The 24,922-nt window shown below is 66.0% G+C and carries 22 protein-coding genes and 1 pseudogene; 15 read left to right on the top strand and 8 right to left on the bottom strand.

Annotated features, from left to right (window positions below):
- The 3 genes and pseudogenes from F7R19_RS27595 to F7R19_RS27585 form a co-directional block, all read left to right on the top strand.
- A pseudogene (locus F7R19_RS27595) lies at positions 1 to 281 on the top strand (ABC transporter ATP-binding protein); the annotation flags it as partial.
- Between the two features lie 28 nt (positions 282 to 309).
- On the top strand, positions 310 to 1,197 hold the full coding sequence (locus F7R19_RS27590; RefSeq protein ID WP_150982754.1) for a branched-chain amino acid ABC transporter permease: 888 nt from the start codon (positions 310 to 312) through the stop codon (positions 1,195 to 1,197).
- Positions 1,197 to 2,237, top strand: coding sequence for a branched-chain amino acid ABC transporter permease (locus F7R19_RS27585; RefSeq protein WP_150982752.1), 1,041 nt, complete (start codon positions 1,197 to 1,199; stop codon positions 2,235 to 2,237). The genes F7R19_RS27590 and F7R19_RS27585 overlap by 1 nt, the downstream gene beginning before the upstream one ends.
- Here the strand turns inward: F7R19_RS27585 and F7R19_RS27580 are convergent.
- From F7R19_RS27580 to F7R19_RS27570, 3 genes are all read right to left on the bottom strand, one after another.
- Complete coding sequence (locus F7R19_RS27580) at positions 2,214 to 2,849, bottom strand: flavin reductase family protein (protein WP_150982750.1); 636 nt, start codon at positions 2,847 to 2,849, stop codon at positions 2,214 to 2,216. The genes F7R19_RS27585 and F7R19_RS27580 overlap by 24 nt on opposite strands.
- A 12-nt stretch (positions 2,850 to 2,861) precedes the next feature.
- Positions 2,862 to 3,575 carry a GntR family transcriptional regulator gene (locus tag F7R19_RS27575; protein ID WP_150982761.1) on the bottom strand — a complete coding sequence of 238 codons (714 nt, stop codon included), beginning with the start codon at positions 3,573 to 3,575 and terminating at the stop codon, positions 2,862 to 2,864.
- Between the two features lie 101 nt (positions 3,576 to 3,676).
- Positions 3,677 to 4,660: a polysaccharide deacetylase family protein gene (locus F7R19_RS27570; protein WP_150982749.1), complete on the bottom strand. Its 984-nt coding sequence runs from the start codon at positions 4,658 to 4,660 to the stop codon at positions 3,677 to 3,679.
- A 238-nt stretch (positions 4,661 to 4,898) separates the two neighbouring features.
- Between F7R19_RS27570 and F7R19_RS27565 the strand changes: the two genes are divergently transcribed.
- From F7R19_RS27565 to F7R19_RS27545, 5 genes are all read left to right on the top strand, one after another.
- On the top strand, positions 4,899 to 6,074 hold the full coding sequence (locus F7R19_RS27565; RefSeq protein WP_150982747.1) for an ABC transporter substrate-binding protein: 1,176 nt from the start codon (positions 4,899 to 4,901) through the stop codon (positions 6,072 to 6,074).
- A 93-nt stretch (positions 6,075 to 6,167) separates the two neighbouring features.
- Positions 6,168 to 7,046 (top strand): branched-chain amino acid ABC transporter permease, encoded by an 879-nt coding sequence (locus F7R19_RS27560; protein WP_061959101.1) that lies wholly within the window; start codon positions 6,168 to 6,170, stop codon positions 7,044 to 7,046.
- Complete coding sequence (locus F7R19_RS27555; RefSeq protein ID WP_150982745.1) at positions 7,043 to 9,634, top strand: branched-chain amino acid ABC transporter ATP-binding protein/permease; 2,592 nt, start codon at positions 7,043 to 7,045, stop codon at positions 9,632 to 9,634. The genes F7R19_RS27560 and F7R19_RS27555 overlap by 4 nt, the downstream gene beginning before the upstream one ends.
- The gene (locus F7R19_RS27550) at positions 9,631 to 11,211 is read left to right on the top strand and encodes a gamma-glutamyltransferase family protein (protein ID WP_223506168.1); all 1,581 of its coding nucleotides are present in this window, start codon (positions 9,631 to 9,633) and stop codon (positions 11,209 to 11,211) included. The genes F7R19_RS27555 and F7R19_RS27550 overlap by 4 nt, the downstream gene beginning before the upstream one ends.
- Positions 11,212 to 11,502: 291 nt before the next feature.
- The gene (locus F7R19_RS27545; protein WP_061959103.1) at positions 11,503 to 11,727 is read left to right on the top strand and encodes a hypothetical protein; all 225 of its coding nucleotides are present in this window, start codon (positions 11,503 to 11,505) and stop codon (positions 11,725 to 11,727) included.
- Positions 11,728 to 11,759: 32 nt separating this feature from the next.
- Here F7R19_RS27545 and F7R19_RS27540 read toward each other — a convergent pair whose 3' ends face one another.
- Both F7R19_RS27540 and F7R19_RS27535 read right to left on the bottom strand, forming a co-directional pair.
- Positions 11,760 to 12,446 carry a DUF1120 domain-containing protein gene (locus F7R19_RS27540; protein WP_157779586.1) on the bottom strand — a complete coding sequence of 229 codons (687 nt, stop codon included), beginning with the start codon at positions 12,444 to 12,446 and terminating at the stop codon, positions 11,760 to 11,762.
- Between the two features lie 209 nt (positions 12,447 to 12,655).
- Entirely contained in the window at positions 12,656 to 14,005 is a 1,350-nt protein-coding gene (locus F7R19_RS27535; RefSeq protein WP_150982743.1) for a cytochrome-c peroxidase, read from the bottom strand.
- A gap of 256 nt (positions 14,006 to 14,261) precedes the next feature.
- Between F7R19_RS27535 and acpA the strand changes: the two genes are divergently transcribed.
- The 4 genes from acpA to F7R19_RS27515 all read left to right on the top strand — a co-directional run bounded on the left by acpA (position 14,262) and on the right by F7R19_RS27515 (position 19,900).
- The gene (gene acpA / locus F7R19_RS27530; RefSeq protein WP_150982741.1) at positions 14,262 to 16,391 is read left to right on the top strand and encodes an acid phosphatase; all 2,130 of its coding nucleotides are present in this window, start codon (positions 14,262 to 14,264) and stop codon (positions 16,389 to 16,391) included.
- Positions 16,392 to 16,706: 315 nt separating this feature from the next.
- Complete coding sequence (locus F7R19_RS27525) at positions 16,707 to 18,155, top strand: MFS transporter (protein ID WP_150982738.1); 1,449 nt, start codon at positions 16,707 to 16,709, stop codon at positions 18,153 to 18,155.
- Between the two features lie 147 nt (positions 18,156 to 18,302).
- On the top strand, positions 18,303 to 18,596 hold the full coding sequence (locus F7R19_RS27520; protein WP_150982736.1) for a helix-turn-helix domain-containing protein: 294 nt from the start codon (positions 18,303 to 18,305) through the stop codon (positions 18,594 to 18,596).
- Positions 18,593 to 19,900, top strand: a complete 1,308-nt coding sequence (locus F7R19_RS27515; protein ID WP_150982735.1) for a type II toxin-antitoxin system HipA family toxin — start codon at positions 18,593 to 18,595, stop codon at positions 19,898 to 19,900. The genes F7R19_RS27520 and F7R19_RS27515 overlap by 4 nt, the downstream gene beginning before the upstream one ends.
- Positions 19,901 to 20,111: 211 nt before the next feature.
- Here the strand turns inward: F7R19_RS27515 and F7R19_RS27510 are convergent, their stop codons facing one another.
- Complete coding sequence (locus tag F7R19_RS27510) at positions 20,112 to 20,831, bottom strand: SDR family NAD(P)-dependent oxidoreductase (protein WP_061959107.1); 720 nt, start codon at positions 20,829 to 20,831, stop codon at positions 20,112 to 20,114.
- 178 nt (positions 20,832 to 21,009) lie between these two features.
- Here F7R19_RS27510 and F7R19_RS27505 point away from each other — a divergent pair, with 178 nt between their 5' ends.
- Positions 21,010 to 21,882, top strand: a complete 873-nt coding sequence (locus F7R19_RS27505) for an EamA family transporter (RefSeq protein WP_150982733.1) — start codon at positions 21,010 to 21,012, stop codon at positions 21,880 to 21,882.
- Positions 21,883 to 21,977: 95 nt separating this feature from the next.
- Here the strand turns inward: F7R19_RS27505 and F7R19_RS27500 are convergent, their stop codons facing one another.
- Complete coding sequence (locus tag F7R19_RS27500) at positions 21,978 to 22,607, bottom strand: GNAT family N-acetyltransferase (RefSeq protein ID WP_150982731.1); 630 nt, start codon at positions 22,605 to 22,607, stop codon at positions 21,978 to 21,980.
- Between the two features lie 67 nt (positions 22,608 to 22,674).
- On the bottom strand, positions 22,675 to 22,851 hold the full coding sequence (locus tag F7R19_RS30345) for a hypothetical protein (protein ID WP_223506382.1): 177 nt from the start codon (positions 22,849 to 22,851) through the stop codon (positions 22,675 to 22,677).
- Between F7R19_RS30345 and F7R19_RS27495 the strand changes: the two genes are divergently transcribed.
- Positions 22,844 to 23,236: a winged helix-turn-helix transcriptional regulator gene (locus tag F7R19_RS27495; protein WP_263289901.1), complete on the top strand. Its 393-nt coding sequence runs from the start codon at positions 22,844 to 22,846 to the stop codon at positions 23,234 to 23,236. The genes F7R19_RS30345 and F7R19_RS27495 overlap by 8 nt on opposite strands.
- Before the next feature lie 367 nt (positions 23,237 to 23,603).
- A complete protein-coding gene (locus F7R19_RS27490) occupies positions 23,604 to 24,917 on the top strand; it encodes an MFS transporter (RefSeq protein ID WP_150982727.1) in 1,314 nt (437 codons plus the stop codon).
- Positions 24,918 to 24,922: the final 5 nt, after the last annotated feature.

The raw sequence follows: 24,922 nt of genomic DNA, 5'->3' as shown, positions 1-24,922 counted from the left end.
TGCTGGCGGTGGGACGCATCCTGCGCACCGGCGCCAATCTGCTGCTGCTCGACGAGATTTCGGAAGGGCTCGCGCCGGTCATCGTGCAGGCACTCGCGCGCATGATCCTGATGCTCAAGGCCAAGGGCTACACGGTGGTGATGGTGGAGCAGAACTTCCGCTTTGCCGCGCCGCTGGCCGACCGCTTCTATGTGATGGAACACGGCGCCATCGTCGAGCGCTTTGCCGCCGACGAACTGCAGGCCAAGATGCCGGTGCTCAATGAACTGCTTGGCGTGTGAGCGCGTGTAACGAGGGAACCGACTTTTCATGACTTTCGATATTGGAATCCCGCTGCCGGCGCTGATGTCGCAGCTGCTGCTGGGACTTGTCAACGGCGCGTTCTACGCGATGCTCAGCCTTGGCCTAGCGGTCATCTTCGGCTTGCTGAACGTGATCAATTTCGCGCACGGCGCGCTGTTCATGGCCGGCGCGGTGCTGGCCTGGGCCGGCATGGAATACGCCGGACTGAACTACTGGATGATGCTGATCGTCTCGCCGCTGGTGGTGGGCGCGCTTGGCATCGTGATCGAGAAGACGATGCTGCGCTGGATCTACAAGCTCGACCACATCTACGGCCTGCTGCTGACGCTGGGCATCACGCTGGTGATCGAAGGCGTGCTGCGATCGGTCTACGGCGTCTCCGGCCTGCCCTATTCGCCGCCCGATGCCCTGCAGGGCGCCACCGATCTCGGCTTTATGGTGATGCCGAACTACCGCGCCTGGGTAGTGGCCGCGTCGGTGGTGGTGTGTCTGGGTACATGGTTCACGATCGAGAAGACCAAGCTCGGCGCGTACCTGCGGGCCGGCACGGAAAACCCCAAGATCGTCGAAGCGTTTGGCGTCAACGTGCCGCTGATGGTGACGCTGACCTACGGCTTCGGCGTGGCGCTGGCCGCGTTTGCCGGCGTGCTGGCCGCGCCGGTAATCCAGGTATCGCCGCTGATGGGACAGAACCTGATCATCGTTGTGTTTGCGGTGGTGGTGATCGGCGGCATGGGCTCGATCATGGGGTCGATCGTCACCGGCCTTGGCCTCGGCGTCATCGAGGGCCTGACCAAGGTGTTCTACCCGCAGGCGTCGTCGACCGTGGTGTTCTTCATCATGGTGATCGTGCTGATGTTGCGGCCCGCAGGTTTGTTTGGGAAGGAAAAATAATGCTGCAGAAATCTTCCGGCCGCGGCCGGTTCGCGGTGTACGGCGTGCTGCTGTTGCTGGCGCTGCTGGCTCCGGCGCTGGGCGCCTATCCGGTGTTCGTCCTCAAGGTGCTGTGCTTTGCGCTGTTTGCGTGCGCCTTCAATCTGTTGATCGGCTATACCGGGCTGCTTTCGTTCGGACACGCCGCGTTCTTCGGTGGCGCGGGTTACGTGGCCGGGCACGCAATGAAGCAATGGGGACTGACCCCGGAGCTTGGCCTGCTGCTGGGGACCGCTTTTGCGGCGCTCACCGGCGCGGCCATGGGCGCACTGGCCATTCGCCGCCAGGGCATCTATTTTTCGATGATCACGCTCGCGCTGGCCCAGATGCTCTACTTCTTCTGCCTGCAGGCGCCGTTTACCGGCGGCGAGGATGGAATCCAGGGCATTCCGCGCGGAAAGCTGCTCGGCATGCTGCCGCTCGATAGCGATCTCGTGCTCTATTACTTTGTGCTGATGGTCGTGATCGCCGCGTTCGCACTGATCGTGCGCACTATCCATTCGCCATTCGGACAAATCCTCAAGGCGATCAAGGAAAACGAGCCGCGCGCGGTGTCGCTGGGCTATGACGTGGACCGCTTCAAACTGACCGCGTTCGTGCTGTCCGCCGCGCTGTCGGGGCTGGCCGGGTCCCTCAAGGCGCTGGTGCTTGGCTTCGAGACGCTGACCGACGTGCACTGGTCGATGTCCGGCGCGGTCATCCTGATGACGTTGGTAGGCGGGCTGGGCACGCTGACAGGACCAATCGCCGGCGCGTTCGTGGTGATTGCGCTGGAAAACAAGCTCGGCGACGCCGGCACGTTCCTGGCCAGTGCGACGGGCATCGATTGGTTCAACACGCTCGGCGAATCGGTCACCATGGTGACCGGCGTGATCTTCGTGATCTGCGTGCTGACCTTCCGCCGCGGCATCGTCGGCGAAATCATCGGCATGGCCGGACAGTGGCAGGCGCGACGCGGACCGTCCGCGCCGCACCGCTCACATCTCGTCGATCGCGGTTGACGCGGTGACCACGCCCGACTCCTTTTCCAGCGAGAAGCGGTCGCGCGTGGTCACGTAGAAGCTGGCGCCAAAGCGTCCCACGGGGAAGTAGTCCTGCAGACGCACGCGCCAGCGCTCCGTGTCGATCAAGCCGTCGCGCGCATGCAGGCGCAGCACGCGGCCAATGAAGATCTGGCGGCTGTCCGTCTCCAGCGTCTCCCACAGCTTGCACTCGAAGGCTACCGGCGCTTCGGCGATACGCGGCGGCGCCACCTGGGTGCACGGCGCACTGGTCAGCCCCACGTGCTCGAGCTCGCTCATATGCGGCGGCAGCCTTTCGCCGCAGCGATGCATCTTCTCGGCCATCGCCTCATCGCTCAGATGCACCACGAACTCGCCGGTGCGCACGATATTGGCTGCCGTGTCCTTCAGCGCGCCGTCGCCAAGCCGGTTCACGCTGATCATCACGATCGGCGGTTCTTCGCCCAGCATGTTGAACATCGAGAATGGCGCCGCATTGGCTGTGCCGTCCTCGCCCACCGTGGTCACCAGCGCGATCGGGCGCGGCACGATCAGGCTGGCCATGAGCTTGTAGCGCTGATATTCGGTAATGGCGCTGAAATCGATTTCCATGCGTTTCCTTGTTCAAGCCTGCGGCTGCGCCAATCCCAGCATCTGGGCCAGGCTCTTCTCGCCCTGCATGCGCGAGGTTTCGATCCTCTGTTCCAGCTCGCACAGATGGGCCTCCATCAGCGCCACGGCGCCCGCGGCATCGCGCGCCTCGATGCAGGCCACGATGGCGGCGTGCTCGTCGTGCTCGCACGGCGCGTGTCCCGGCGGTTCATATAAACCGACAATCAGCGAGCAGCGCGAGACCAGTTCGGTCAGGTAGCGCTGCAGCACCGCATTGCGCGCCAGCGCGGCAATGCGCAGATGAAAACCGCTGGCCAGCCGCGCCCAGGACGGTTGATCGAAGCGATGCATCGCGTCGTGCTCGTCGGCCAACTGGCGGCGCAGGTCGCGCAAATCCTCTTCGGTCACGCGTGCGACGGCCAGTTCCACCAGCACGCGCTCCATGGCGCGGCGCGCCTCGAATATCTGGCTTGTCTCTTCCGGCGTCGGCTCGGCGATCACGGCGCCCTTGTTCGGGCGCAGCGCCACGATGCCGTCATGCGCCAGTTTCTCGAGCACACGCCGCACCACGGCGCGTCCGACGCCGAACAGATTGCACAGTTCGGGCTCGGGCAGCTTGGTGCCTGGCGTGAGCCGGTGATTGAGCACGCCGTCAAAGATCGCGCGATAGATGCGCGTGTCGGCATCCTGCCCCTCGTCTTGCGGATCCTGCGGCTCGGGCGCCATTTCCGCCGGGGTTGCGGCACGTTTGGCCGCGGCGCGCGCGGGCGCCTTGTGTGCAGCGTTGCTTGACATGAAATCGCTCAAGGAAACAATGGCCATGAATGTTAACGCGAAGCGTGCGGATTGCTGGCGGCTGGCGACGGCAACGCATCCATCGCTGTGCAGATCGCGCCGGGCGTTGTCAGCCAGACATCGCCATGCGCGCGACGTGCGGCAATGTGCGCGAGCGCGCGGCGCAGATGCCGCAGTCGATACGGCTGCCCCACCAGATACGGATGCAGCGCAATGCCCATCACCAGCGGCTGCGGATGCAGCGCGTGGTTGGCCTGTGCCAGCATTTCGTCGAACTGGTCGATGATCATGTCGGCAAACGCCGCACCATCGAGCTGTCGCCCAATGATCATCGGGATGTCGTTGAGTTCCTGCGGATACGGGATCGACCACAGCGACGAACCGTTGCGGGTGTGCATGCGCACGGGCCGGTCGTCGTGCGCCCAGTTCAGCGTGTAGCGATAACCGGCCTCGGCCAGCAGATCGGGGGTGGTCATCGTTTCCGATATCCACGGCGAGAGCCATCCACGCGGCGCTTGTCCGCAATGTTCGCGGATACGGTCGCGGCAATGCTCGATCAGCGCGCGCTCGCCGGCCTCGTCGAATTCGCTCTGGCGGTGCGCATTGGTATGGCCGTGGCCGATCAGTTCGTCGCCGCGCGCCAGGCATGCGTCGAGCACTTCGGGGCAGTGGTCATACAGCGCGGTGTTGAGCAGCACGCCGGCCGGCATTTCGAGTTGGTCGAACAGATCCAGGCAGCGCCATACGCCCACGCGATTGCCGTATTCGCGCCAGCTGTAGTTCAGCACGTCCGGCTGCGGCGATACCGGCCCGAGGTTGGCGCCAAGCCCCTCGCCAAACGCAAAATGCTCGACGTTGAAGCCGAGATAGACAGCCAGCCGCGCGCCGTTGGGCCAACGGAAATCGTCGACATCGGTGATAGGCCGATACGGAAATCTGCCGTGATGGCGCAACGGGCCAAACGTGGGCGCGGCGGCGGCCTGTGCGGCTGCCAGCGGGCTCGGGTTGAAGGTCATGAACGATTGCCTCTCTTCTGGTTGGTGCATCCGCTCCGCAAACGGCACCGTCTTCGTGCGCGACGCCCCGTTTCAGATCGTATGCATGCATGCTGGCAAATCGTTCGCAATATCTGCGCCATATCGTCTACGTGTTGCCTGTGGCGATGTCTCGGCTCACAACGACGATTCGTCGACATCGTGGCACGGGTCTTGCGAGTCAGCGGCTCCGAAACCAACCCCCATCCGGAGATCCGCCATGTTTCGTCCCCAACGCCGTGCACTGATCGCAGCCGCTGCCGCTGCCTGTGTCATGACCGCCCTGCCCGCGCATGCGGCCGACACCATCAAGATCGGTCTGATTACGGCGCTGTCCGGCCAATCGGCGCGCGCCGGCGAAGCGCTGACGCGCGGCATGACCGTGGCGATCGACGACATCAACGCGCGCGGCGGCCTGCTGGGCGGCCGCAAGCTGGAACTGGTGCGCCGCGACGACGAAGGCAACCCGGCCAAGGGTGTGCTGGCCGCGCGCGAGCTGATCTACAAGGAAAAGGTAGCGGTGCTGTTTGGCGGGCTCGATACGCCGGTGTCGATGGCCATCGTGCCGATCGCCAACCAGGAAAAGGTGCCGTTCATGGGACCGTGGGCCGCCGGCACGCCGATCACGCACAACGGCGCCAATCCGAATTTCGCGTTCCGTGTGTCGGCCGTCGACGAAGTGGTCGACAAGGCAATGCTGCAGTACGCACAGAAAGCATTCGGCGCCACCAAGCCGGGCCTGATCCTGGTGAACAACCCATGGGGCGAATCGAACGAAAAAGGCATTGTCGCCGCGCTGGCGGCAAAGGGCAGCAAGCCGGTAGGCGTGGAGAAATTCGAAGCCAACGACGTCGACGTGGTGCCGCAGTTGGGCCGCCTGAAGGCGGCCGGCGCGGATGTGCTGCTGATGGTCGGCAACGTCGGGCCGTCGGCGCAGGTAGTGAAATCGCTCGACCGCATGGGCTGGAAGGTGCCGGTGGTATCGCACTGGGGCCCGGCTGGCGGCCGCTTTACCGAACTGGCCGGCCCGAACGCGCGCAATGTCCACTTCGTGCAGACCTACAGCTTCTTTGGCACGCAGACGCCGGTCAGCACGCGCGTGATCAATGAGCTGAAGGCCAAGTACAGCGATGTGAAGGGGCCGGACGACATCACTCCGGCGGTGGGCGTGGCCAACGCGTACGACGCCACGCAACTGGCGGCGCTGGCCATCGCCCGTGCGGGCAGCACCAAGGGCGATGCGGTGCGCGAAGGCTTCTACAAAATCGACCGCTACGAAGGACTGATCAAGACCTACGTGAAGCCGTTCTCGCCGCAGCAGCACGACGCGTTGACCGAAAACGACTACGTGTGGGCGCAGTTCATCGACAACCGCATCGTGCCGGTGCAGAAGTAAGGCAGGCGCCGGCGCCGCCGGCTTCCGCCCTGGCTCCTCCCGCGGCGACGCAACGTGGCCGCAGGAGGAGCGCAACCGAATCAAGGACTCACCATGTTATGGATATCCGCCCTCATCAGCGGGCTTGGCCTGGGCAGCATGTACGGGCTGATGGCGCTGGGGTTTCACATCACCTATGCGGTATCGGCCACGGTCAATTTTGCGCAGGGCAGTTCGATGATGCTGGGCGCCGTGCTCACCTACGCGTTTGCGCAGACGTTGGGATGGCCGATGCCGCTGGCCATCGTGCTGGCGTTGGCGCTGTGCGCGCTGTACGGCCTGGCCGTCGAATTCCTGGCGGTGCGCCCGTTTGCCAGCCGCGGCTCCAATGCGTGGCTGATGGCCACGGTGGCGCTGGGCATAGTGCTCGATAACGTGGTGATGCTGTGGTTCGGCACCGAGCCGCGCAGCCTGCCGTCGCCGCTGGCCGCGCAATCGATGCAACTGGGCAGCACCGGCGTGGGCGTGTACCCGCTGCAACTCGTGATTCCCGTAGTGGGGCTGTTGCTGGCGGCGCTGCTTCACTACGTGCTGCGCAAATCGCGCTGGGGCGTGGCGATGCTGGCCGTGGTGCAGAACCGCGATGCCGCGCGCCTGATGGGTATTCCGATCCGCCGCACGATTGCCGGAGCGTTCGCGATTTCCACCTTGCTGGCGGGCATTGCCGGCGTACTGATCGCCCCGCTGTTCAATGTGCAGGCGGACATGGGCACCGTGTTTGGCCTGAAGGCATTCGCGGTGGCCATCCTCGGCGGGCTTTCCAGCGCCTGGGGCGTGATGATTGCCGGATTGATCTTCGGTGTGGCCGAAGCACTGGTCACCGCTTCGCTGGGCTCCAGCTACACCCAGATCATCACGTTCGCGCTGGTGATCGCCCTGCTGGCCTTGCGGCCGGATGGGCTGTTCGGTCGCGCGGAGGTGCGCAAGGTATGAGCAAATCCATGGTGTCTTCCGTTTCCGCCGCGCCGCCGGCCAATGCGCCGCGCGCAGCCGCGCCCGTGCTCGGGCTGGGCACGCCGCTGCAGATCGTGGCGATGATCGCCGTGCTGGTCGTCTCGGCTGTGCTGGCGCTGACGCTGAACGGCTATTTCGTCTTCGTCATCGCCGGCGTGGCGATGCTGGCCATCTGCGGCGTGGGGCTCAACCTGCTGTTGGGGCTTACCGGCCAGGTTTCGTTCGGGCATGTGGGCTTCTACGCGATCGGCGCGTACACGGTAGCCATCCTGACCGGGCAAGCGGGATGGAGCTTCTGGGCGGCGTGGCCGGTGGGCGCGCTGATCGCAGCCGTGCTAGGCGCGCTGCTGGCGCTGCCGGCACTGCGCGTGAAAGGCCCAGGCCTGGCGATGGTGACGATTGCATTCGGCTTTATCGTCGAGCACGGCGCCGTGGAGTGGCGCACGCTGACCGGCGGACAGAACGGCCTGATGGGCATTGCGCAGCCGTCGCTGCCCGGCGTGGACGGCGGCGAGCGCGCGCTGGCGCTGATCGCCATCGCCGTGCTTGGGCTTGCGGTAGCGGCCTATGCGCGGATCGCGCGCGGCAGTTGGGGCGCGGCGATGCGTGCCGTGCGCGACAGCGAAACCGCCGCCGCCTCGATCGGCATCGACCCGCTGGTGGTCAAGACCGTCGGCTTCGCGTTTTCCGCAGCGCTGGCCGGCCTGGCGGGCGGACTGTTCGCGCCGCTGCAGGGCATGGTCACGCCCGGCATGTTCTCGTTCCTGCAATCGATCCTGTTCGTGCTGGTGGTGATGATCGGCGGTGCGGGCACGGTCGCCGGACCGCTGGTGGGCGCGGTGATCGTCGGCCTGCTGCCCGAAATGTTGTCGAGCCTGGAGAACCTGCGGCTGCTGTGCTTCGGCGTGTTGCTGCTGGTGGTGCTGTGGGTGGCACCGACCGGCATCACCGGTGTGGTGACGGCGGCGCTGCGACGGCTGCTTCCGGCGCGGCTGGCTGTGGCCGACGCGGTGGGCGGCGCCACGCTTCCCGTGCGCGATGCCGCAGCGCGGCGCGGACTTTCCGCCATCGGGCTGTCGATGGTATTTGGCGGCGTGCGCGCGGTGGACGACCTGTCGTTCGATTTGCCGCCGGGACAGGTGACCAGCCTGATCGGTCCCAATGGCGCGGGCAAGTCGACGGTGCTCAACATGCTTTCCGGCTACTACCGCCCGCGCTCGGGCGCGCGCAGGCTCGGCGCGCAAGCGCTGCCGGCGCGTGGCGCGTGTCATAGCGCGCGGCACGGCATTTCGCGCACCTATCAGACCACGCAGCTATTTGCCGGCATGAGCGCCGTCGACAACGTGGCCATCGCGCTCACGCGCGGCAAGCTCGGCGCGCTGCTCGGCATCGCCGGATTCACCGCGCCGTCAGTGCGCAACGAAGCGCGCGCGCTGCTGGCAGCGTGCGGCTACACCGGCAACCCCGATGCCAGCGCCGCTGACCTGGCCCACGTGGATCGCCGTCTGGTGGAAATCGCGCGCGGATTGGCGACGCGCCCGGCGGTGCTGCTGCTGGACGAGCCGGCGGCTGGGCTGTCTCGCGAAGACAAGGCGACACTGGGCCGGCTGCTGCGCCGGATCGCCGACAGCGGTGTGGCGGTGGGCCTGGTCGAACACGACATGTCGCTGGTGATGGACGTCTCCGACAACATTGTCGTGATCGATGCGGGACAGCATCTGGCGGCGGGCACGCCGGACGCGGTACGCACCAACCCGGCCGTGATGCGCGCCTATCTGGGCGAAGCGTCGGACGCGCCGGCGCGCAGCCGCCCCGCCACGGCGCAGGCCAAGCTGCCGCTTCCCGAAGTGATTGGCGTATCGGCATTGCGGGCCGGATATGGCGCGGCCCCGGTGCTTCACGATGTCGACCTGCAGGTGCGCGAAGGCGAAATGGTGGCCCTGCTGGGCGCCAATGGCGCGGGCAAATCGACCCTGATGCGCGCCATGGCCGGCCTGCATCGGCCGGTGCAAGGCGGCATCACGTTCGATGGCACCGACCTCGCGCGGCTCGACGCCGCGAAGATTGCGGAAATGGGCGTGGTGCTGGTGCCCGAAGGGCGTCAGGTGTTTGCGGAGCTGTCGGTGCTGGACAACCTGCGGCTGGGCGCCTTCCCCTCGGGCCGCATCACGCGCGCCGAGATGATGCAGCGGATCGAAGCGATGTTCATGCGCTTTCCGCGCCTGCGCGAGCGGCAACATCAGCGTGCGGGCCTGCTCTCCGGCGGCGAACAGCAGATGCTGGCCGTGGCGCGCGGGCTGATGTCCAAGCCGGCCGTGCTACTGCTCGACGAACCGTCGCTGGGCCTGGCGCCGAAGGTCATCGACGAACTGTTCGCTTCGCTCGACAAGCTGCGCGAAGCGTCGATCACGATCCTGCTGGTCGACCAGATGGCCGCGCTGGCGCTGTCGCTGGCAGACCGCGCCTATGTGCTGGAGGAAGGCCGCGTGGTGGCCAGCGGCGATGCGCAATCGCTGGCCGCGGATCCGGCCCTGGTGCAAGCCTATCTCGGAGGACAGCACGCATGAGTGCGCTGGCCACTTCAAGCGCGGGCATGGTCACCAGCCCTCATGCGCTGGCAAGCGAAGCCGGCCTGGAAGTGCTGCGCGCGGGCGGCAACGCAATCGAAGCCGCCATCGCCATCGGCGCCACGCTGGCCGTTACCTATCCGCATTTCACCGGCCTGGGCGGCGACGCGTTCTGGATCGTCAGCGACGGTGCGGGCAACGTACGCACGCTATCGGGCATCGGCCAGGCGGCGCAGACGCTGCCGGCCTATGCGCAGGCGATTCCCACGCGCGGCGCCGCGGCTGCGATCACGACGGCCGCCACGGTCGACACGTGGGATCGCGCCTTCGCCATCAGCCGCGATCTGTGGGGCGGCACGCAGGCGTGGGGCAGCCTGTTCCAGCGCGCCATCGGCCACGCGCACGACGGCTTCGACGTGACGCCGTCGCAGCGCTTCTGGCAGGCCTTCCGCCAGGACGAACTGCGCGACTGGCACGGCTTTGCCGCCACGTTCATGCCGCACGACCGGCTGCCCGAGCCGGGCGACCGTCTGCATCAACCGGCGCTGGCGCGCAGCCTCGATCGCATTGCCACGCATGGCGCGCGCGACTTTTACGAAGGCCACCTGGCCGAACGCATCGTCGCCGGCCTGCGCGAAGCGGGCTCGCCGCTGACGCTGCAAGACCTGCGACACACGGCCGCACGCGACGAAGCACCGCTGCGCGTGGCATATCGCGGCGGCGAACTGCTGAGCCTGCCGCCGCCCACGCAAGGCGTGACCACGCTGCAGATCATGGGCATGCTGGAGCGCTTCGACTTCACCGATATCGCCGAAGGCAGCGCGCCCTTCTATCACCTGCTGGTGGAGGCCGTGAAACAGGCCTTCATCGAACGCAACCGCTACGTGGCCGATCCTGATTTCGTCGACGTCCCCGCACGCGCGATGCTCGCGCCGGACCGGCTGGACGCGCTGGCGGCCCGTATCGACACGACCAGCGCGCTGCCGTGGCCGCATGTCTACCAGCATGGCGACACGGTCTACCTTGGCGCGGTCGATAGCCAGGGCCGCTGCGCAAGCGTGCTGCAAACCGTGTATTTCGATTGGGGCAGCGGCGTGGTGGCCGGCGATACGGGCATCCTCTGGCACAACCGCGGCGCGGCATTCAGCACCGCGCCAGGCCATCACAACGTCATTCAGCCCGGCAAGCGGCCGTTCCATACCCTGAATCCGGGCATGTACCTGCGCAACGGCAAGCCCTGCCTGCTATACGGCACCCAGGGCGCCGACGGCCAGCCGCAAACGCTGGCGGCCGTGCTCACGCGTCTGATCGATTACGGCATGGATCCGCTCGACGCCCTGTCGCGCCCGCGATTCCTGCTGGGCCGCACGTTCTCCGACGTGCGCGATTCGCTCAAGATCGAAGCCGACGCCGGCGACGATGTGATCGCTGCGCTTATCGCGCTTGGGCACGAGGTCAGCGTGATCCCCGCGCAAAGCCCGCTGGCGGGACACCCAGGCGCTATCGCGTTGTATGACGACGGACGCTGCGCGGGCGCGCACGATCCGCGCAGCGACGGCATTGCCATGGCCGTGTGAGGGACATCGCGCAACGCAGCGCGAAGGTGGGGCATCATGCGCGGTATCGACATGCCGCCTGCATGACGAGGCGGTGAAAGCCCCGCGTTTTGTAGTGGTTTTGTATCGGCACGGAACCCGTGCCGCAGCGACCCGTCCAACGCAGTGACTGTCGACTTGCCATCACGATGCATTGCAGCGTGCATGGTCCGGGGCGATGGTCCACAATCCCGTCGGAGGGGCGTCTGGCTGCACCGGTCAAGGCGTCCCCCAGTCCCCAGCAACCGCTCCCCTTTACCAAAGGAGAACACCGTGCTGAGCCCACATGAACTGGCCACGCTGATGTTGATCGGCAATGGCCCGCATACCCGCGATGACACCACCGCCACCGCGCCGCGCGAAATCGATCCCGTCGATCTCGACGCATTGATCACAAAGCAGCTTGTTGTTCTGCATGGCGACCAAGGCCAGCGTCCCAGCCCGCGCATCACCGACCATGGCCGCCTGATGCTCGACGCCATGGGCCGCGCGGGCTGAGCGCGCCAGGCGCACGCCCGCAGGCTACGACGCTACAGGTACACCAGCGACACCGTAGCAATGCCTTCCAGCGGCACGCGGGCCATTACGGTTGGCAACGCGCTACGCGCGACCACTGCCGCCGTCACCGTCATCGGCACGATGACGGTCGTGAAGGCGCCCGGCATATAGCCGGCATCCTGCGTCCACGAGTAATACACGCCGTCCAACGTATAGGCAAATCCCCCCGATTGGTCGGACGCCGTGCCAACCCTGCTCCATCCCGACGCCAGATTTGCGCTGAACAGCATCGACCCGGGCTCGCCGTCGACCAGCGGCGACGCATAGCGAATGCCGTAGCCGCCAAGATTGGTGCCACCCAATGCGCCAAGCCCGAACACGCTGTAGACGCTTGGCGCGCCGACCGCTTCGTCCATTTCGGCTGCGGCCGTGCCGGCACGCGATTCGCGCGTGGCGATGGCCAGCCGTGTCGGGCCGTCGCACGCCACGGTCAGCGTCACCGTGCGCGCGGCAAGATGCGTGGGTGACGATGGCTGGAGCGCATCGGCAAGCACCAGGCCAAAATCGACGCGACCGTTGCCGCTCAGCGAGACATCACACGCCGATGGCAGCGACTTGCCGCCCATCGTCAGGTTCATGGTGTCTTCCGGCAGCCCCGCCAGGGGAACCATCGCTGCCCCGATCGCCAGGACGCTCCGCCACGTCAACGGTTTACGCATGTTCGCACTCTGCCTCATCTGACTGAACAGGCCGCGCGCGACATTGCGCGGCGCCACGATTTCGCTCCTCTCATAAGCTAGGCCAAAGAAGTGCGATCGGCCAGATCGTCATTGCGCAGGCGCGCGAATTCCCCGCGCAACCGTGGAAAATCGGCGCAGCGGCGCAGGTTCTGCGCGTGTGATGTCTGGCGCGATGGTGTCGCGCTCAGTCAGTGCGCGGTGGGCAACTGGTAACCATCGGTCAGCGTCTTCAGGAATGCGATCACATCGCGCATCTCGCCTTCCGTCATCCGCGGCTTGTCGCCGGGCTTTCCGCCGAATGGCGCTTCCATGTTGACGTTGTCGTGGTATTGCGCGGGCAGGTCGTCGAACTTGCGGACCTTGCCGTCGGGGCCGCGCGGATACCACTTCTGCGGCTTGACGTCTCGCTCGGCATAGAAGTGCATGACCTCGTCGAGCGAATGGAACACGCCGTTGTGGAAGAACGCCTGGCGCAGTGCCACATTGCGCAGCGAAGGCGTGCGGAACAGACCGCAGTAGTCGGCGCGGTCCTTGAGGTCAGTGCGATCGGGTCCGCATAGGCCCAGGTCGTGGAATGCGGGGTCGGCATTGCCCGCCAGCTTGCGGTTGCGCGGCACCCCCAACGCGATAAATCCAAAATCGGAGAAGGCAGGGAACGCGCCTTCACGGATATCGCCCGGATGGCAAGCGGCGCAGTTGCCCTTGTCGGGATCGTTGAAAACCCGCAGGCCGCGTTGTTCCTGCGCGGTCAGCTTTGCCTGCCCGCGCAGCACCGCGTCGTACTTGCTGGTGTACGGATAGAACTCCGCCGGCGTCTGCTGGAACACTTCCAACGCCATCAGTACCGCATTGAAGGCCGTCGCGTCGTCATCGAGTACATCGTTGCCCAGCACGGCGCGGAATGCCTGCGCGTGCGGGCCCTTGCGGACCTTTTCGACCACGACGATCGGTTCGCCATTAGCCATCTCGTGCGCGGACAGCAGCGGAATGCGCGCCTGCTCGTGCGTGGAATTCGCGCGGCCATCCCAGTTGTGCCCACCCGTCGGGCCCTGGTCCTCGGCGTCGTTGCCGTCGTTCTCGTGATAGTGATCGGTGTAGGCGGGCACGTTCTGCACGTAGCGCAGTGAGGGTGCGGCGCGTACGCCGGTCAACGTCATATCGGCACCGCCCAGTTGCACCGACAGCGCATTGGGCGGCCCGTACGCGTGCTCGGGACTATGACAGCTCGCGCACGACTGCTTGCCAGACGCGGACAGCGACGGGTCGTGAAACAGCGCCTTGCCCAGTGCATTGAGCGCCGCCATGTTGGGGCGCCGCTCCGCCATCATCGCGTAGAACGGCTTTGCTGCGGGCTGCCGCGCGGCGGGCGTGCTTGTGGCGATGGGCGCCTGCGCAGCCTGCGCACCCGCGGCCGGGTCGGCCTTGCCACAACCGCCGATCAGGCTCGCCAGCATGACCATCAGCAGGCCGCCGGCGATGCGCATCCAGGTAAAGAGCGATGGGGATGCAACGCTCCACAGCAGCGGTGGCAGGGTCATGACGGCGTGACGACGGCGAGGGTGACGAAGGAATGGCGCAACAGCCTAAGCACCATTTATGACAGCGCCATGTCGATTCATCGAAATGACACCAGCGGCGGCCGTTGACGCGCGGCATGCCGACGATCACGCGCACCGAGGCCGCGTGCGCCGCATCATCAATCTGACATATACGCGGATCACACTCGCGGCGCACCCCGCAGTACTCATGTTTGTCGACGCATCGCAATTCCCACATATAAGAAAGAGGAAAGCCATGAGCAGTTTCAACCGTCTGTGGCCCCTGGCCGCAATAGCCGCCGCATGCCTGTCCGCCTGTGGCGGCAGCGATTCCGGCAGCGCCGCAACGCCGGCCGCCACCACGTCCGGCGTGGTCACCGGCAGCTACTTCGAGCATGCCAAGGTCTGTATCGACGCCAACAACAATTCGCAATGCGATAGCGGCGAAGTATCGGCCTATACCGACGCCAAGGGCGCGTTCACGCTGACGGGCCAGGGCCCGGTGGTGGCCGTGATCGACACCGATGCGTTCCGCAACGACGATGCCGGCGGCCATAACGCCGTGACGCGCAAGCTCGTGTTCCGCGCACCAGCCGGCGCCAACGCCGTGATCAGCGCGATTTCCACCGAACTGACCGCGCTGATGGACGCCAATGGCGGCAACCTCGACAACGCCCGCACCCAGTTGGCCACGCGCCTGGGCGTAGCCGCCGACAAGCTGCTGGAAGACCACAACAAGGAAACGGACAGCACGATCAAGGCTGCGCTGCAAGCCGAAATCGAACAGGCCATCGACCTGATTGCCACGGCGGTGGCGTCTGGCGGCGACATCGGCGCGGCAATCCGCGACGGCGTGACCAAGCGCCTGGCGTTGAACAACATCCAGAACGTAGTGGTGATCTACGCGGAGAACCGCGGCTTCGACAACCTGTACGGCCTGTTTCCCGGCGCCAACGGCATTCCGGGCGTGAATCCGAGCTCGGTCGGCACAGCCGAACCTCAGAAGGATTTCGACGGCAGCACGTTGGCATCGCTGCCGCCCACCTGGGGCGGCCTGACCGCCGCGGGCCAGAGCGTGACGCTGCCGCAGGACAGCACCGTGGGCTGGGCCAACAAGCCGTTCCGCATCGACGATCCGGCCGGCGTGAACGGTACGGGCACGGTGGTTGGCCAGAACGTGGTCACGCGCGATCTCGTGCACCGCTTCTACAACAACCAGATGCAGATCAACGGCGGCAAGAACGACAAGTTCGCCGCGTTCTCCGATGCCGGCGGCCTGACGATGGGCTACTACGACGGCAGCAGCATGGCGATGTGGAAGCTGGCGCAGGACTACGTGCTGGCCGACAACTTCTTCATGGGCGCATTCGGCGGCTCGTTCCTGAACCACCAGTATCTGGTCTGCGCATGTGCGCCCCAGTATCCGAATGCCGATAAATCGGTGGCTTCGGGGTCGATCTCGGCCATCGACACCGACGCCAACGGCAATTTCAAGAACCTGACGCTGAAGGCCACCAGCCCGGCCAGCGTGCTCACCGGTACCGCGCAATACCAGAACGACAGCACGCTGACGCCAAAGGACAGCAGCGGCATGTACTACGCCGTCAACACGATGCAGCCGCCGTACCAGCCCAGCGGCAACGCGCCGGCGGCAGCGGATGGCACCAAGCTGCTGGCCGATCCGGCCAAGGCCAGCACGCTGCCTGAGCAGACGCAGGACACCATCGCCACGCTGCTGGACCAACGCGGTGTGAGCTGGGCGTGGTATGCGGGTGCGTGGAAGGCCGTGTCGGCCAACAGCTCGCTGATCTACAACAACACCACGCCCAACTTCCAGGCGCATCACCAGCCGTTCAATTACTACGCGGCCTTCAATCCGCTCAATCACGCCGACTATCGCGCATCGCACCTGAAGGACTTCGATTCGCAGTTCCTGGCGGATGCCGCGGCAGGCAAGCTGCCGGCCGTAGCGTTCTACAAGCCGCAAGGCAACCTGAACCAGCACCCAGGCTATGCCAACGTTGCCGACGGCGATGCCCACATTGCCAGCGTGATCGCGCAACTGCAGAAGAGCCCGCAGTACAAGAACATGCTGATCGTGGTGACGTACGACGAGAACGGCGGCTTCTATGATCACGCACCCGTGCCGAAGGCCGATCGCTGGGGTCCGGGGACGCGCATCCCGGCCATCATCGTGTCACCGTTCGCCAAGCGCGGCTTCGTCGATCACACGCAGTACGACACCGCTTCGGTGTTGCGCTTCATCACGCACCGCTTTGCGCTGCCGACGCTGCCTGGCCTGAAGCTGCGTGACGATGCGCTGATCGCCAACGGCAAGCCGGCGATGGGCGACCTGAGCAACGCGCTGACGTTCCCGGCGCAGTAAGGCGCAGTAAGGCCCACTCAGCCCGCAAGCCAGCGCGGCCAGCCGGGCCAGTCAGAAAAGGGAGTTCCATCGCGGAACTCCCTTTTTTCTATGGCATCGCGCGATACCCCGATACGCGCTGCCGTCACGCGCAACGTGCGACCGCCGCTTTCCCCTGCTGCGCTGTCCCCCGGGGTCGCAGCGCATCGATCATGGGTCGAACGCGCGTCGGCCAGGCGCCGACAGCCAGCCGTATCCTGACGGGCTATGATCGCCGCAGCCCTCCGCACGATGCGCTGCAGGCGCTGGACCCGGCCACTGCGCGGCGCGTGCGGCATGACGAACAAGGAGACCGCCATCGCTGCCTGGCATTCCGATATTCCCGCGCGTCTGGATCGACTGCCGTGGTCGGCGTGGCACTGGCGCGTCGCCATCGCGCTTGGCATTGCCTGGGTGCTCGACGGCCTTGAGGTCACGCTGGTCGGGTCGGTGGGCGCCGTGCTCGAGCGGCCCGACACGCTCGCGCTGAGCGCCACGCAAGTCGGCTGGTCGGGCTCGCTGTATATCCTCGGCGCGGTGTGCGGAGCGCTGGTATTCGGGCGCATGGCGGACCGTCTTGGCCGCAAGCGGCTGTTCCTGGCCACGCTGGCCGTCTATATGGCCGCGACGCTGGCTACCGCGTTTTCGCCGAATTTCGCGTTTTTTGCGGTATGCCGTTTTGCCACCGGGCTCGGCATCGGGGGCGAATACGCGGCGATCAATTCCGCCATCGACGAACTTATTCCCGCGCGCGTGCGCGGCCGCGTCAATCTGGCCATCAACGGCAGCTTCTGGCTTGGCGCTGCGCTGGGGGCCGGGCTCAGTCTGGTATTGCTGGATCCGCGCGTGTTCGGTCCCGTGCATGGCTGGCGCGTGTGTTTCGCCCTCGGCGCCGTGCTGGCCGTGGCGATCGTATTGATCCGCCGCCATGTGCCGGAAAGCCCGCGCTGGCTGACCACGCACGGCCGTCACGACGAAGCCGCGCGGGTGATCGACGAGATCGAAGCCGAGATATCGCGCCGACACGGCAAGCTGCAGTCCGTTGCCGCGCATGCCACCGTGGCCTACGCCGGCAAACCCGTCCCGGCGCTCAAGGACATCGTGCCGTTGCTGTTGCGCCGCTATCGCACGCGCAGCATCGTCACGTTCGCGCTGATGGTGGCGCAGGCGTTTTTCTACAACGCCATCTTCTTCACGTACGCGCTGGTACTGACGCGCTTCCAGGGCGTGCCCGAAGAGCGCGTGGCCCTTTATATCTTTCCGTTTGCGCTCGGCAATGCATTGGGGCCGCTGGTATTGGGCCCGCTGTTCGACCGCATCGGCCGGCGCAAGATGATCGCGGTCACGTACGTGCTGTCGGGCGTGGGGCTGGCCGCCACGGGCTGGGCATTCATGCAGGGCTGGCTCGATGCGCGGTCGCAGGCGCTGTGTTGGTCGGCCGTGTTTTTTCTGGCCTCGGCTGCCGCCAGTTCGGCCTACCTGACCGCCAGCGAGGTGTTTCCGCTGGAAATGCGCGCGCTGGCGATTTCGGTGTTCTATGCCATCGGCACCGGCACCGGCGGATTCGTCGCCCCGCTGCTGTTCGGCATGCTGATCGAAACCGGCAGTCGCGGCGCCGTGGCGATCGGCTATGGCATTGGCGCCGCGCTGGTGATCATCGCCGGAACGATGGCGCTGCGCTACGGTGTCGATGCGGAAAGGCGACCGCTCGAAGAGGTCGCGCCGCCTTTGGGAACGGAGCGGTAGCCGTTTTGGGGCGGTCTGGCGTGCGGGTTCGTTTTTCGCCGCATCGCGTCCTTTTATTATGTAATAGCATATCTACACCATTATTTATATGTTATTTCATAATTTCAAAACCGATGCTATGCTTTGTCATAACCACATCGACCACGCATGGCTTCCTTCTACCAATCCCTCCAACAACTGCGCCGCCGCCGGGCCTTATCGCTGGCCGAAGTCGGGCGTCTGATCGGCATGGCGCCGTCGAACCTGTCGGTCGCGCTAAGCGGCAAGCAGGATGTGCGCGCATCGACACTCAGCTCCGTAGCCGCCGCGCTCGACGCCGAATGGGTGCTCGTTCCCAAGGAGCAACTGGATGCCGTGCAGCAGGTGCTGGCCGGCAAATCGGCCGGACCGGACCGCGCCGCGCCTACGTCGATCGATCTGTTGCTGGGAGATGAATCGTGACGGACGGCCTTCGCCCACGCTATCTCGCCGTCCACCTGCACGGCGTACTCTGCGGCTACCTGTGCGAAGCCGGCCGCACCACGCGCTTCGTACCCAGCGAGCAGTTCCGCGGCGACAGCGCACGCCCCACGCTCAGTCTTTCGCTGACCATCCCTGGCAACGAAGCGCTGACTGCCACGATTCTGTCCAATCCATTTCATCCGGCGCTCTACAACACCCAGGGCGAATTGCCGCCCTACTTCGCCGGGTTGCTGCCCGAAGGGGAACTGCGCAAGCGCCTGGAAGCAACCCGCCACCATCCCGATGACCGCGACGATTTCGGCGTGCTGGCGGCCGCCGGCGAGGACCTGCCCGGCGCACTGATCGTGCGGCCCGCCGATATCGCGACGCTGCCGGACCACGTGCGCACGGTCGGTGTGACCGGCGGCGCGGACAATCTGGAAGTGGCCGTGGTGGAAGGCGCAACCGAAGGCGCGGCGTCGGTTTCCGGCGTGCAGAACAAGCTGGCCCTGTCCACCGCGCATGCCGGCAAGCGCTATACGATGCCGGCGCACGGCCGGCTTTCGGACCTGATCGCAAAGCTGCCGGCGCGCAACGACGACAGCCAGATCTTCAATGAATACGTGTCGATGCAGCTGGCGCAGGCAGCCGGCATCGCGGTGGCCGTGTGCCGGCCGCAACCGCTCACGGCCATCGACGTGCCCGGGCTGGCCGACGCGCTTGGCGCCGACCTGCACTTCCTGGCCGTGGATCGCTTCGACCGTGAACCGGGCGGCCGCGTGCACGCCGAAGACGGCTGCCAGGTGTTGACGCGCATGCCGGCTCGAAAATACGCGGGTAACGACGCCTACGTGGCCATCGTGCGTCTGCTGGAACGCCTGAGCGTGCGCGGCATCGAGGACGTGCGGCAGTTTTTCATGCGGCAAGCCGTCAACACGCTGATCGGCAACAGCGACGCGCACTTAAAAAACTTCTCGTTCCTCTATCGCAACGGCACGATGCCCGAACTGTCGCCGGCCTACGACATCGTCTGCGTGGCCGCGCTGCCCGGCTTCCAGGCGTTCGGCCAGAACGTGGCCATCGATGTGCTGCAGCGTCAACAAACGCTGGAAACGTACCGCAACTTCGCGCAGGAAGCGCGCATCGCCGAACGGATTGCGCTGGCGGCCGTAAAAGATGCGGTCTCGCTGGCGCAGGATCGGTGGCCGGCGTTGCTCGATGCGCTGCCCACCCCGCCCGCCATGAAGGCCGCGGTGCTCGACCGCCTGCGCACGCTGCCGCTGGCGCGCCTGAACCGGCGCTAGCCCCGGCAGCGGACGCGCGGCCCGGCGTCGCATCGCGCCGCACCAGGTCCCGCATTTTGAGAATCGTCGCATGTGCGCGGGCTTGCGTCCGGCCGACAATCGATGGGTCGGTCGGCGGAGCAGGCAGATGGCGCCGCCGCTGGCGCCGGTGTCGGCCACTACCAGCCGCGCCGGCCGCAGAACACCGGCGTCTGCTCCGTCGTCTGCTTCGCTAACTCAACCCGTCCAACACGAGATGCTGCCCATGAATCGCGTCCGCCGCGTCGGAGGCCAGGAACGCTACGGCGCGCGCCGCGGCGCCGGTCGACACCCACATCGCAGGGTTGGCGGACGGCATGGCGTGCCGGTTTGCCGGTGTGTCCAGGATGCTGGGCGCAATGCTGTTGACGCTGATGCCGGCGCCGCGCACTTCGTGCGAAAGGCTCTCCACCAGCCGCTGCAACGCACTCTTGGACGCGGCATAGGCGCCCATGGTCGCTGCGCCCGTCGAAGCGCCCCGCGCGGACACGGCCACCACCTTGCCGCGGCGCTGGAACATCATCGCGGGGATGAAGTGCCCGGTCACCGCGATAAACGACCATGCGTTCAAGTCCATCATGCGCATCCACGATTCCCGGCTCAGCGCGTGCGTGGGCTCGCCCATTTCAAACCCGCCCGCCACGTGCACCAGCACATCAACCGTGCCAAACGCATCGAGGATGGCCGCCGCCACCGGCGCCATGGCGGTGTCCGACGTCACATCGGCCGCATGCAGCAAGGTGCCGCCGTGATCGGGTTCGGGATGGGCAAAGACGCTCTGCAGTTGCTGCAGCTCGCGGTCGATCAGCGCCAGCCGCGCGCCCTCCGCGGCAAACCGCGCCGCAATTGCGCGGCCCAGCGCACCGGCGGCGCCCGTGATCACGACATGACGGCGTGCGGCATTGGCTTGCATGGCGAACTCCGGAAACGGGGTTCCTCAACCATAGTGCCTGCGCCCGGCACGCGCCAAATGCCTCGGCGCGTGCAACTGTACAGCGCCATGTGCCGTGATCTGTGTATGGCCGGCCATGCGCCTTTGGGGCAAGATGCGCCACCGCCCGGAACCGGGCCTTCAGTTTTCAGGACGCGAATTGCCCCTCAGCCGCATCAAACAAAGCGACACCCTGCTGGCCGTGCTGGCCTTGATCGGCTCGATGGCATCGCTATGCGTCGGCACATCGTTTGCCAAAAGCCTGTTCGGCGCGATTGGCGCGCAAGGCACGGTGGCGCTGCGCGTGGGGTTCGCGGCGCTGATCCTGATCTGCGTATGGCGGCCGTGGCGCTTTGCGCTGTCCGGCGCGCACGCGCGCGCCATTGCCCTGTACGGCGCGGCGCTGGGCGCAACCAACCTGCTGTTCTACATGTCGCTGCGCACCATACCGCTGGGCCTGGCGATCGCCATCGAATTCACCGGTCCGCTGGCGGTGGCGGTGTTGTCATCGCGCCGCGCCATCGACTTCCTCTGGATCGCCTGTGCTGTCGCAGGACTGATTCTGCTGTTGCCGCTTGGCCAGGCGTCCACGCATCTCGATCCCGTCGGGATCGGCTTCGCGCTGGCGGCGGGCGTGGGCTGGGCGCTCTATATCGTATTTGGCCAGATGGCCGGCAGCGCGCACGGCGGGCAGGCCACCTCGCTGGGGATGACGATGGCCGCGTTGTTGGCATTCCCGTTTGGCGTCGCCCACGCAGGCGTCGAGTTATTCAGCCCCGCGTTGCTGCTGTCCGGGCTGGCGGTGGGCCTGCTGTCCAGCGCCATCCCGTATTCGCTGGAAATGGTGGCACTGAAGCGCCTGCCGCGCCGCACCTTCGGCATCCTGCTAAGCCTCGAACCGGCAATGGGCGCGCTGGCCGGTCTGGCGTTTCTGCACGAACAACTGACGCCGGTTCAGTGGGTGGCCATCGCGGCGATCATCACGGCGTCGATCGGCTGCACGGCGACATCGCGCGGCAAATCGCAGGCTTGACCACGGTCCGCCGCGGCGCTGCAGAGTCGCGCGGCGCATCCTTGGGCTCGGGTAACTGGGGCGAAGAAATGCGGCGGAGACAGCGGTTTCGCGGCTTACCTCGCCGCAAACCAGTCCCGGGGCAGCCAATCGTTGCGCACGCGCTTGGGGGTCTCGTGCAGCGTCAGGCTGACTTCATGCAGACGGCTGTCCTCAGGGTTGCGTCGGGCGGAAAAGCCGCAGTCGCGCATGATGGCCAGCATGCGACGGTTCTCGCTGAGCACATCACCACGCATGCCATGCAGACGGCCAGCACGCGCCAGTTGTTGCAAGCGCTGGATCAGCCGGCGGCCAAGTCCCTGGCCCTGCCAGTCGTCGGAGACCACTACCGCAAGCTCGGCCACGCCGTCCGGGTTGACCACATACTCGGCGTTGGCCACGATCGATTCGCGCCCGTCGGCGGCACGGTGGGTCACCACCACTGCCACATCGCGCCCAGGGCGATGGTGGACAAATCCGCGGATGGTGTCATCGGCCACGCGTCCGCCGGTCAGGAATCGGAAATATCGGCTTTCCATGGACAGGCCGTCGACAAATGCACGTAGTCCGGCATAGTCGCCAGAGCGTGCCGGCCGCATTGTCACCGAGACGCCGCCGCGCACCGTCCAGTTCTCTTCGGCAACCGCTTCGGCAACCGCTTCGGCAATCGGCCCGCCTGCGGCGTCGTCATTTCCCGGGTATCCCATCGCCCACCCCTAACTACATTTTTAATAGTCAGAACTATAGTCGAAACCCTGACTTTTGCAAATGAAGTTAGCCTGCTATGCTGAAACGCATGACGACCGAATCGCCGACCACTTCCGCGCCTACCGCCTCTGCGCCTACCACCTCTGCGCCGACCACCGCCCCGTCGACGCCCATCGCGCAGTTCGCCGACTGCTCGATCGCGGCGGCGCTTTCGCTGATCGGTGAAAAGTGGACGATGCTCATCTTGCGGGACGTGTTTTCGGGCGTGCGCCGATTTGACGATTTTCTTACCCGCCTTCAATGCTCGCCGGCCGTGCTGTCGGCGCGCCTGAAGACGCTGACCGACGCCGGACTTCTGCGCAAGGTCGGATACCGGCAGCCGGGCGAGCGTGAGCGCTTTGCCTATCACCCCACGCGCGCGGCAGTGGAACTGCTGCCGGTGCTGGTCGGGCTGATGCAATGGGGCGACGCACATATGAAAGCCGACGGCCAGGGACCGGCCGAGGTCCGGTCGCGCGTGAGCGGCCTCAGGGTGCGCGCGGCACTGATTGATGAAGCGGGCGAACCGGTTGCGCCGTCCGACATGCAATTGATGGCGAGGCCTGTCGCCGGCACCGGCCGGGATTAAGCCGGACCAGGTCTGGCGCCAGACCCGCCGCTGAACGGCACGCACTGCGCACCGCCGACGCACATTGCACTGCACCATCCCCGTGCGGGCGCCCCAGTCTGGCGCCGCACCAGGATGCGCTCAAGCGTATCGATCGGCACAATTTCGCCGGTCATCCGTGGCTTCCCCTCCTGAAAGTTCCCAGAACGATACGCGCCACCGCTGGCACAACGCTTGCGTGATAGAGCGCGGGCCGATCAACGGCGATCCGCCCACCCCACACAGCGCGGCCGCTATGCCATGTAGCGGTCGTCAGGACAACGGCGTCCCCAGAACTGGCCCCATGCGGCCAGGCTCTCGGGACGCCATTTGTTTTTGGAGCCCAAGGATGAACGGCAAAGCCACCCGGATCGATCTGCTCAGTCTCAAGACGCCGCAGATGCGCGCCTTCCATCTGACCTGGATGGCCTTTTTCGTCTGCTTCTTTGCGTGGTTTGCGTGCGCGCCGCTGATGCCGGTGCTGAAGGGCGAATTCGGCCTGACGCCGGGCCAGATCGCCAATATCAATATTGCCGCCGTAGCGGTGACCATCCTGGTGCGCCTCGTGATCGGGCCGATGTGCGATCGCTTCGGCCCCCGCAAGACCTACACCGGCCTCCTCGCCATCGGCGCCATCCCCGTAATCGGCGTGGCCTTTGCGCAAAACTACGAGACGTTCCTGTTCTTCCGTCTGCTGATCGGCGCGGTGGGCGCCAGTTTCGTAATCACGCAGTACCACACGTCGGTGATGTTCGCGCCCAACGTGGTGGGCACCGCCAATGCGGCGTCGGCCGGCTGGGGCAACGCGGGCGGTGGCGCCGCGCAAGGCGCGATGCCGCTGCTGCTGGCCGCCGTGCTGTTCCTTGGCGTCGATCATGCGCTCGGCTGGCGCATCGCGCTGATCGTGCCGGGCGTGCTGATGCTGGTCATGGCCGTTCTCTACTGGCGTTTCACACAGGACTGCCCCGAAGGCAATTTCTCGGACCTGCGCGCACGCGGCGTCGCCGTCAGCGGCGGCAAGGGCGGCGGCGGTTGGGCAAGCTTCCGCGCGGCCAGCGCCAACTATCGCGTGTGGATGCTGTTTGTCACGTACGGCGCCTGCTTTGGTGTCGAGATCTTCATCCATAACGTCGCCGCCACGTTCTATGTCGACCGCTTCGGCCTGTCGCTGTCCGCCGCGGGCATGGCCGCCGCCAGCTTTGGCCTGCTGGCCCTGTTTGCCCGTGCGCTGGGCGGCTATGTGTCCGACAAGGTGGCAAAGCGCAGCGGACTCGATGCGCGCGCGGTCGTGTTGTTCGTCTTCATCCTGGGCGAAGGGCTTGGGCTGCTGGCCTTCGCCCACGCATCGGGTGTGGCCACCGCGCTGGCCGCCATGCTGATGTTCGGCCTGTTCACCCATATGGCATGCGGCGCCACCTACGCGCTGGTGCCGTTCATCGATCGCAAGGCACTTGGCGGTGTGGCCGGCATCATCGGCGCTGGCGGCAATGTCGGCGCGGTGGCGGCTGGCTTCCTGATGAAGGGCCTTGGCGATCTGCAGTTGACGCTGACGTATCTGGGCGTTGCCGCCACGCTGGCCGCACTGTGCGCGATTGCCGTGCGCTTCAGCGCGGAGCACAAGGCTCAGGAACAGGCGCTGTACGACAGCGCGCTGGCCAACTGAATCAC

Source organism: Cupriavidus pauculus, assembly GCF_008801835.1.
Taxonomy (GTDB): Bacteria; Pseudomonadota; Gammaproteobacteria; order Burkholderiales; family Burkholderiaceae; genus Cupriavidus; species Cupriavidus pauculus.
The sequence above is the reverse complement of the archived record's forward strand: the minus strand, read 5'-3'. Positions and strand labels throughout refer to the sequence as shown.

Bases quoted from the DNA above. Each gene is read 5' to 3' on its own strand.
- F7R19_RS27585 (WP_150982752.1), top strand. From the start codon at position 1,197: ATGCTGCAGAAATCTTCCGGCCGCGGCCGGTTCGCGGTGTACGGCGTG.
- F7R19_RS27490 (WP_150982727.1), top strand. From the start codon at position 23,604: ATGAACGGCAAAGCCACCCGGATCGATCTGCTCAGTCTCAAGACGCCG.
- F7R19_RS27560 (WP_061959101.1), top strand. From the start codon at position 6,168: ATGTTATGGATATCCGCCCTCATCAGCGGGCTTGGCCTGGGCAGCATG.
- F7R19_RS27590 (WP_150982754.1), top strand. From the start codon at position 310: ATGACTTTCGATATTGGAATCCCGCTGCCGGCGCTGATGTCGCAGCTG.
- F7R19_RS27540 (WP_157779586.1), bottom strand. From the start codon at position 12,446: ATGCGTAAACCGTTGACGTGGCGGAGCGTCCTGGCGATCGGGGCAGCG.
- acpA (WP_150982741.1), top strand. From the start codon at position 14,262: ATGAGCAGTTTCAACCGTCTGTGGCCCCTGGCCGCAATAGCCGCCGCA.
- F7R19_RS27555 (WP_150982745.1), top strand. From the start codon at position 7,043: ATGAGCAAATCCATGGTGTCTTCCGTTTCCGCCGCGCCGCCGGCCAAT.
- F7R19_RS30345 (WP_223506382.1), bottom strand. From the start codon at position 22,851: ATGAGCATCGTCCACTTTTCACCGATCAGCGAAAGCGCCGCCGCGATC.
- F7R19_RS27575 (WP_150982761.1), bottom strand. From the start codon at position 3,575: ATGGCGCCCGAGCCGCAGGATCCGCAAGACGAGGGGCAGGATGCCGAC.
- F7R19_RS27580 (WP_150982750.1), bottom strand. From the start codon at position 2,849: ATGGAAATCGATTTCAGCGCCATTACCGAATATCAGCGCTACAAGCTC.
- F7R19_RS27565 (WP_150982747.1), top strand. From the start codon at position 4,899: ATGTTTCGTCCCCAACGCCGTGCACTGATCGCAGCCGCTGCCGCTGCC.
- F7R19_RS27495 (WP_263289901.1), top strand. From the start codon at position 22,844: ATGCTCATCTTGCGGGACGTGTTTTCGGGCGTGCGCCGATTTGACGAT.
- F7R19_RS27500 (WP_150982731.1), bottom strand. From the start codon at position 22,607: ATGGGATACCCGGGAAATGACGACGCCGCAGGCGGGCCGATTGCCGAA.
- F7R19_RS27510 (WP_061959107.1), bottom strand. From the start codon at position 20,831: ATGCAAGCCAATGCCGCACGCCGTCATGTCGTGATCACGGGCGCCGCC.
- F7R19_RS27550 (WP_223506168.1), top strand. From the start codon at position 9,631: ATGAGTGCGCTGGCCACTTCAAGCGCGGGCATGGTCACCAGCCCTCAT.
- F7R19_RS27525 (WP_150982738.1), top strand. From the start codon at position 16,707: ATGACGAACAAGGAGACCGCCATCGCTGCCTGGCATTCCGATATTCCC.
- F7R19_RS27570 (WP_150982749.1), bottom strand. From the start codon at position 4,660: ATGACCTTCAACCCGAGCCCGCTGGCAGCCGCACAGGCCGCCGCCGCG.
- F7R19_RS27520 (WP_150982736.1), top strand. From the start codon at position 18,303: ATGGCTTCCTTCTACCAATCCCTCCAACAACTGCGCCGCCGCCGGGCC.
- F7R19_RS27535 (WP_150982743.1), bottom strand. From the start codon at position 14,005: ATGACCCTGCCACCGCTGCTGTGGAGCGTTGCATCCCCATCGCTCTTT.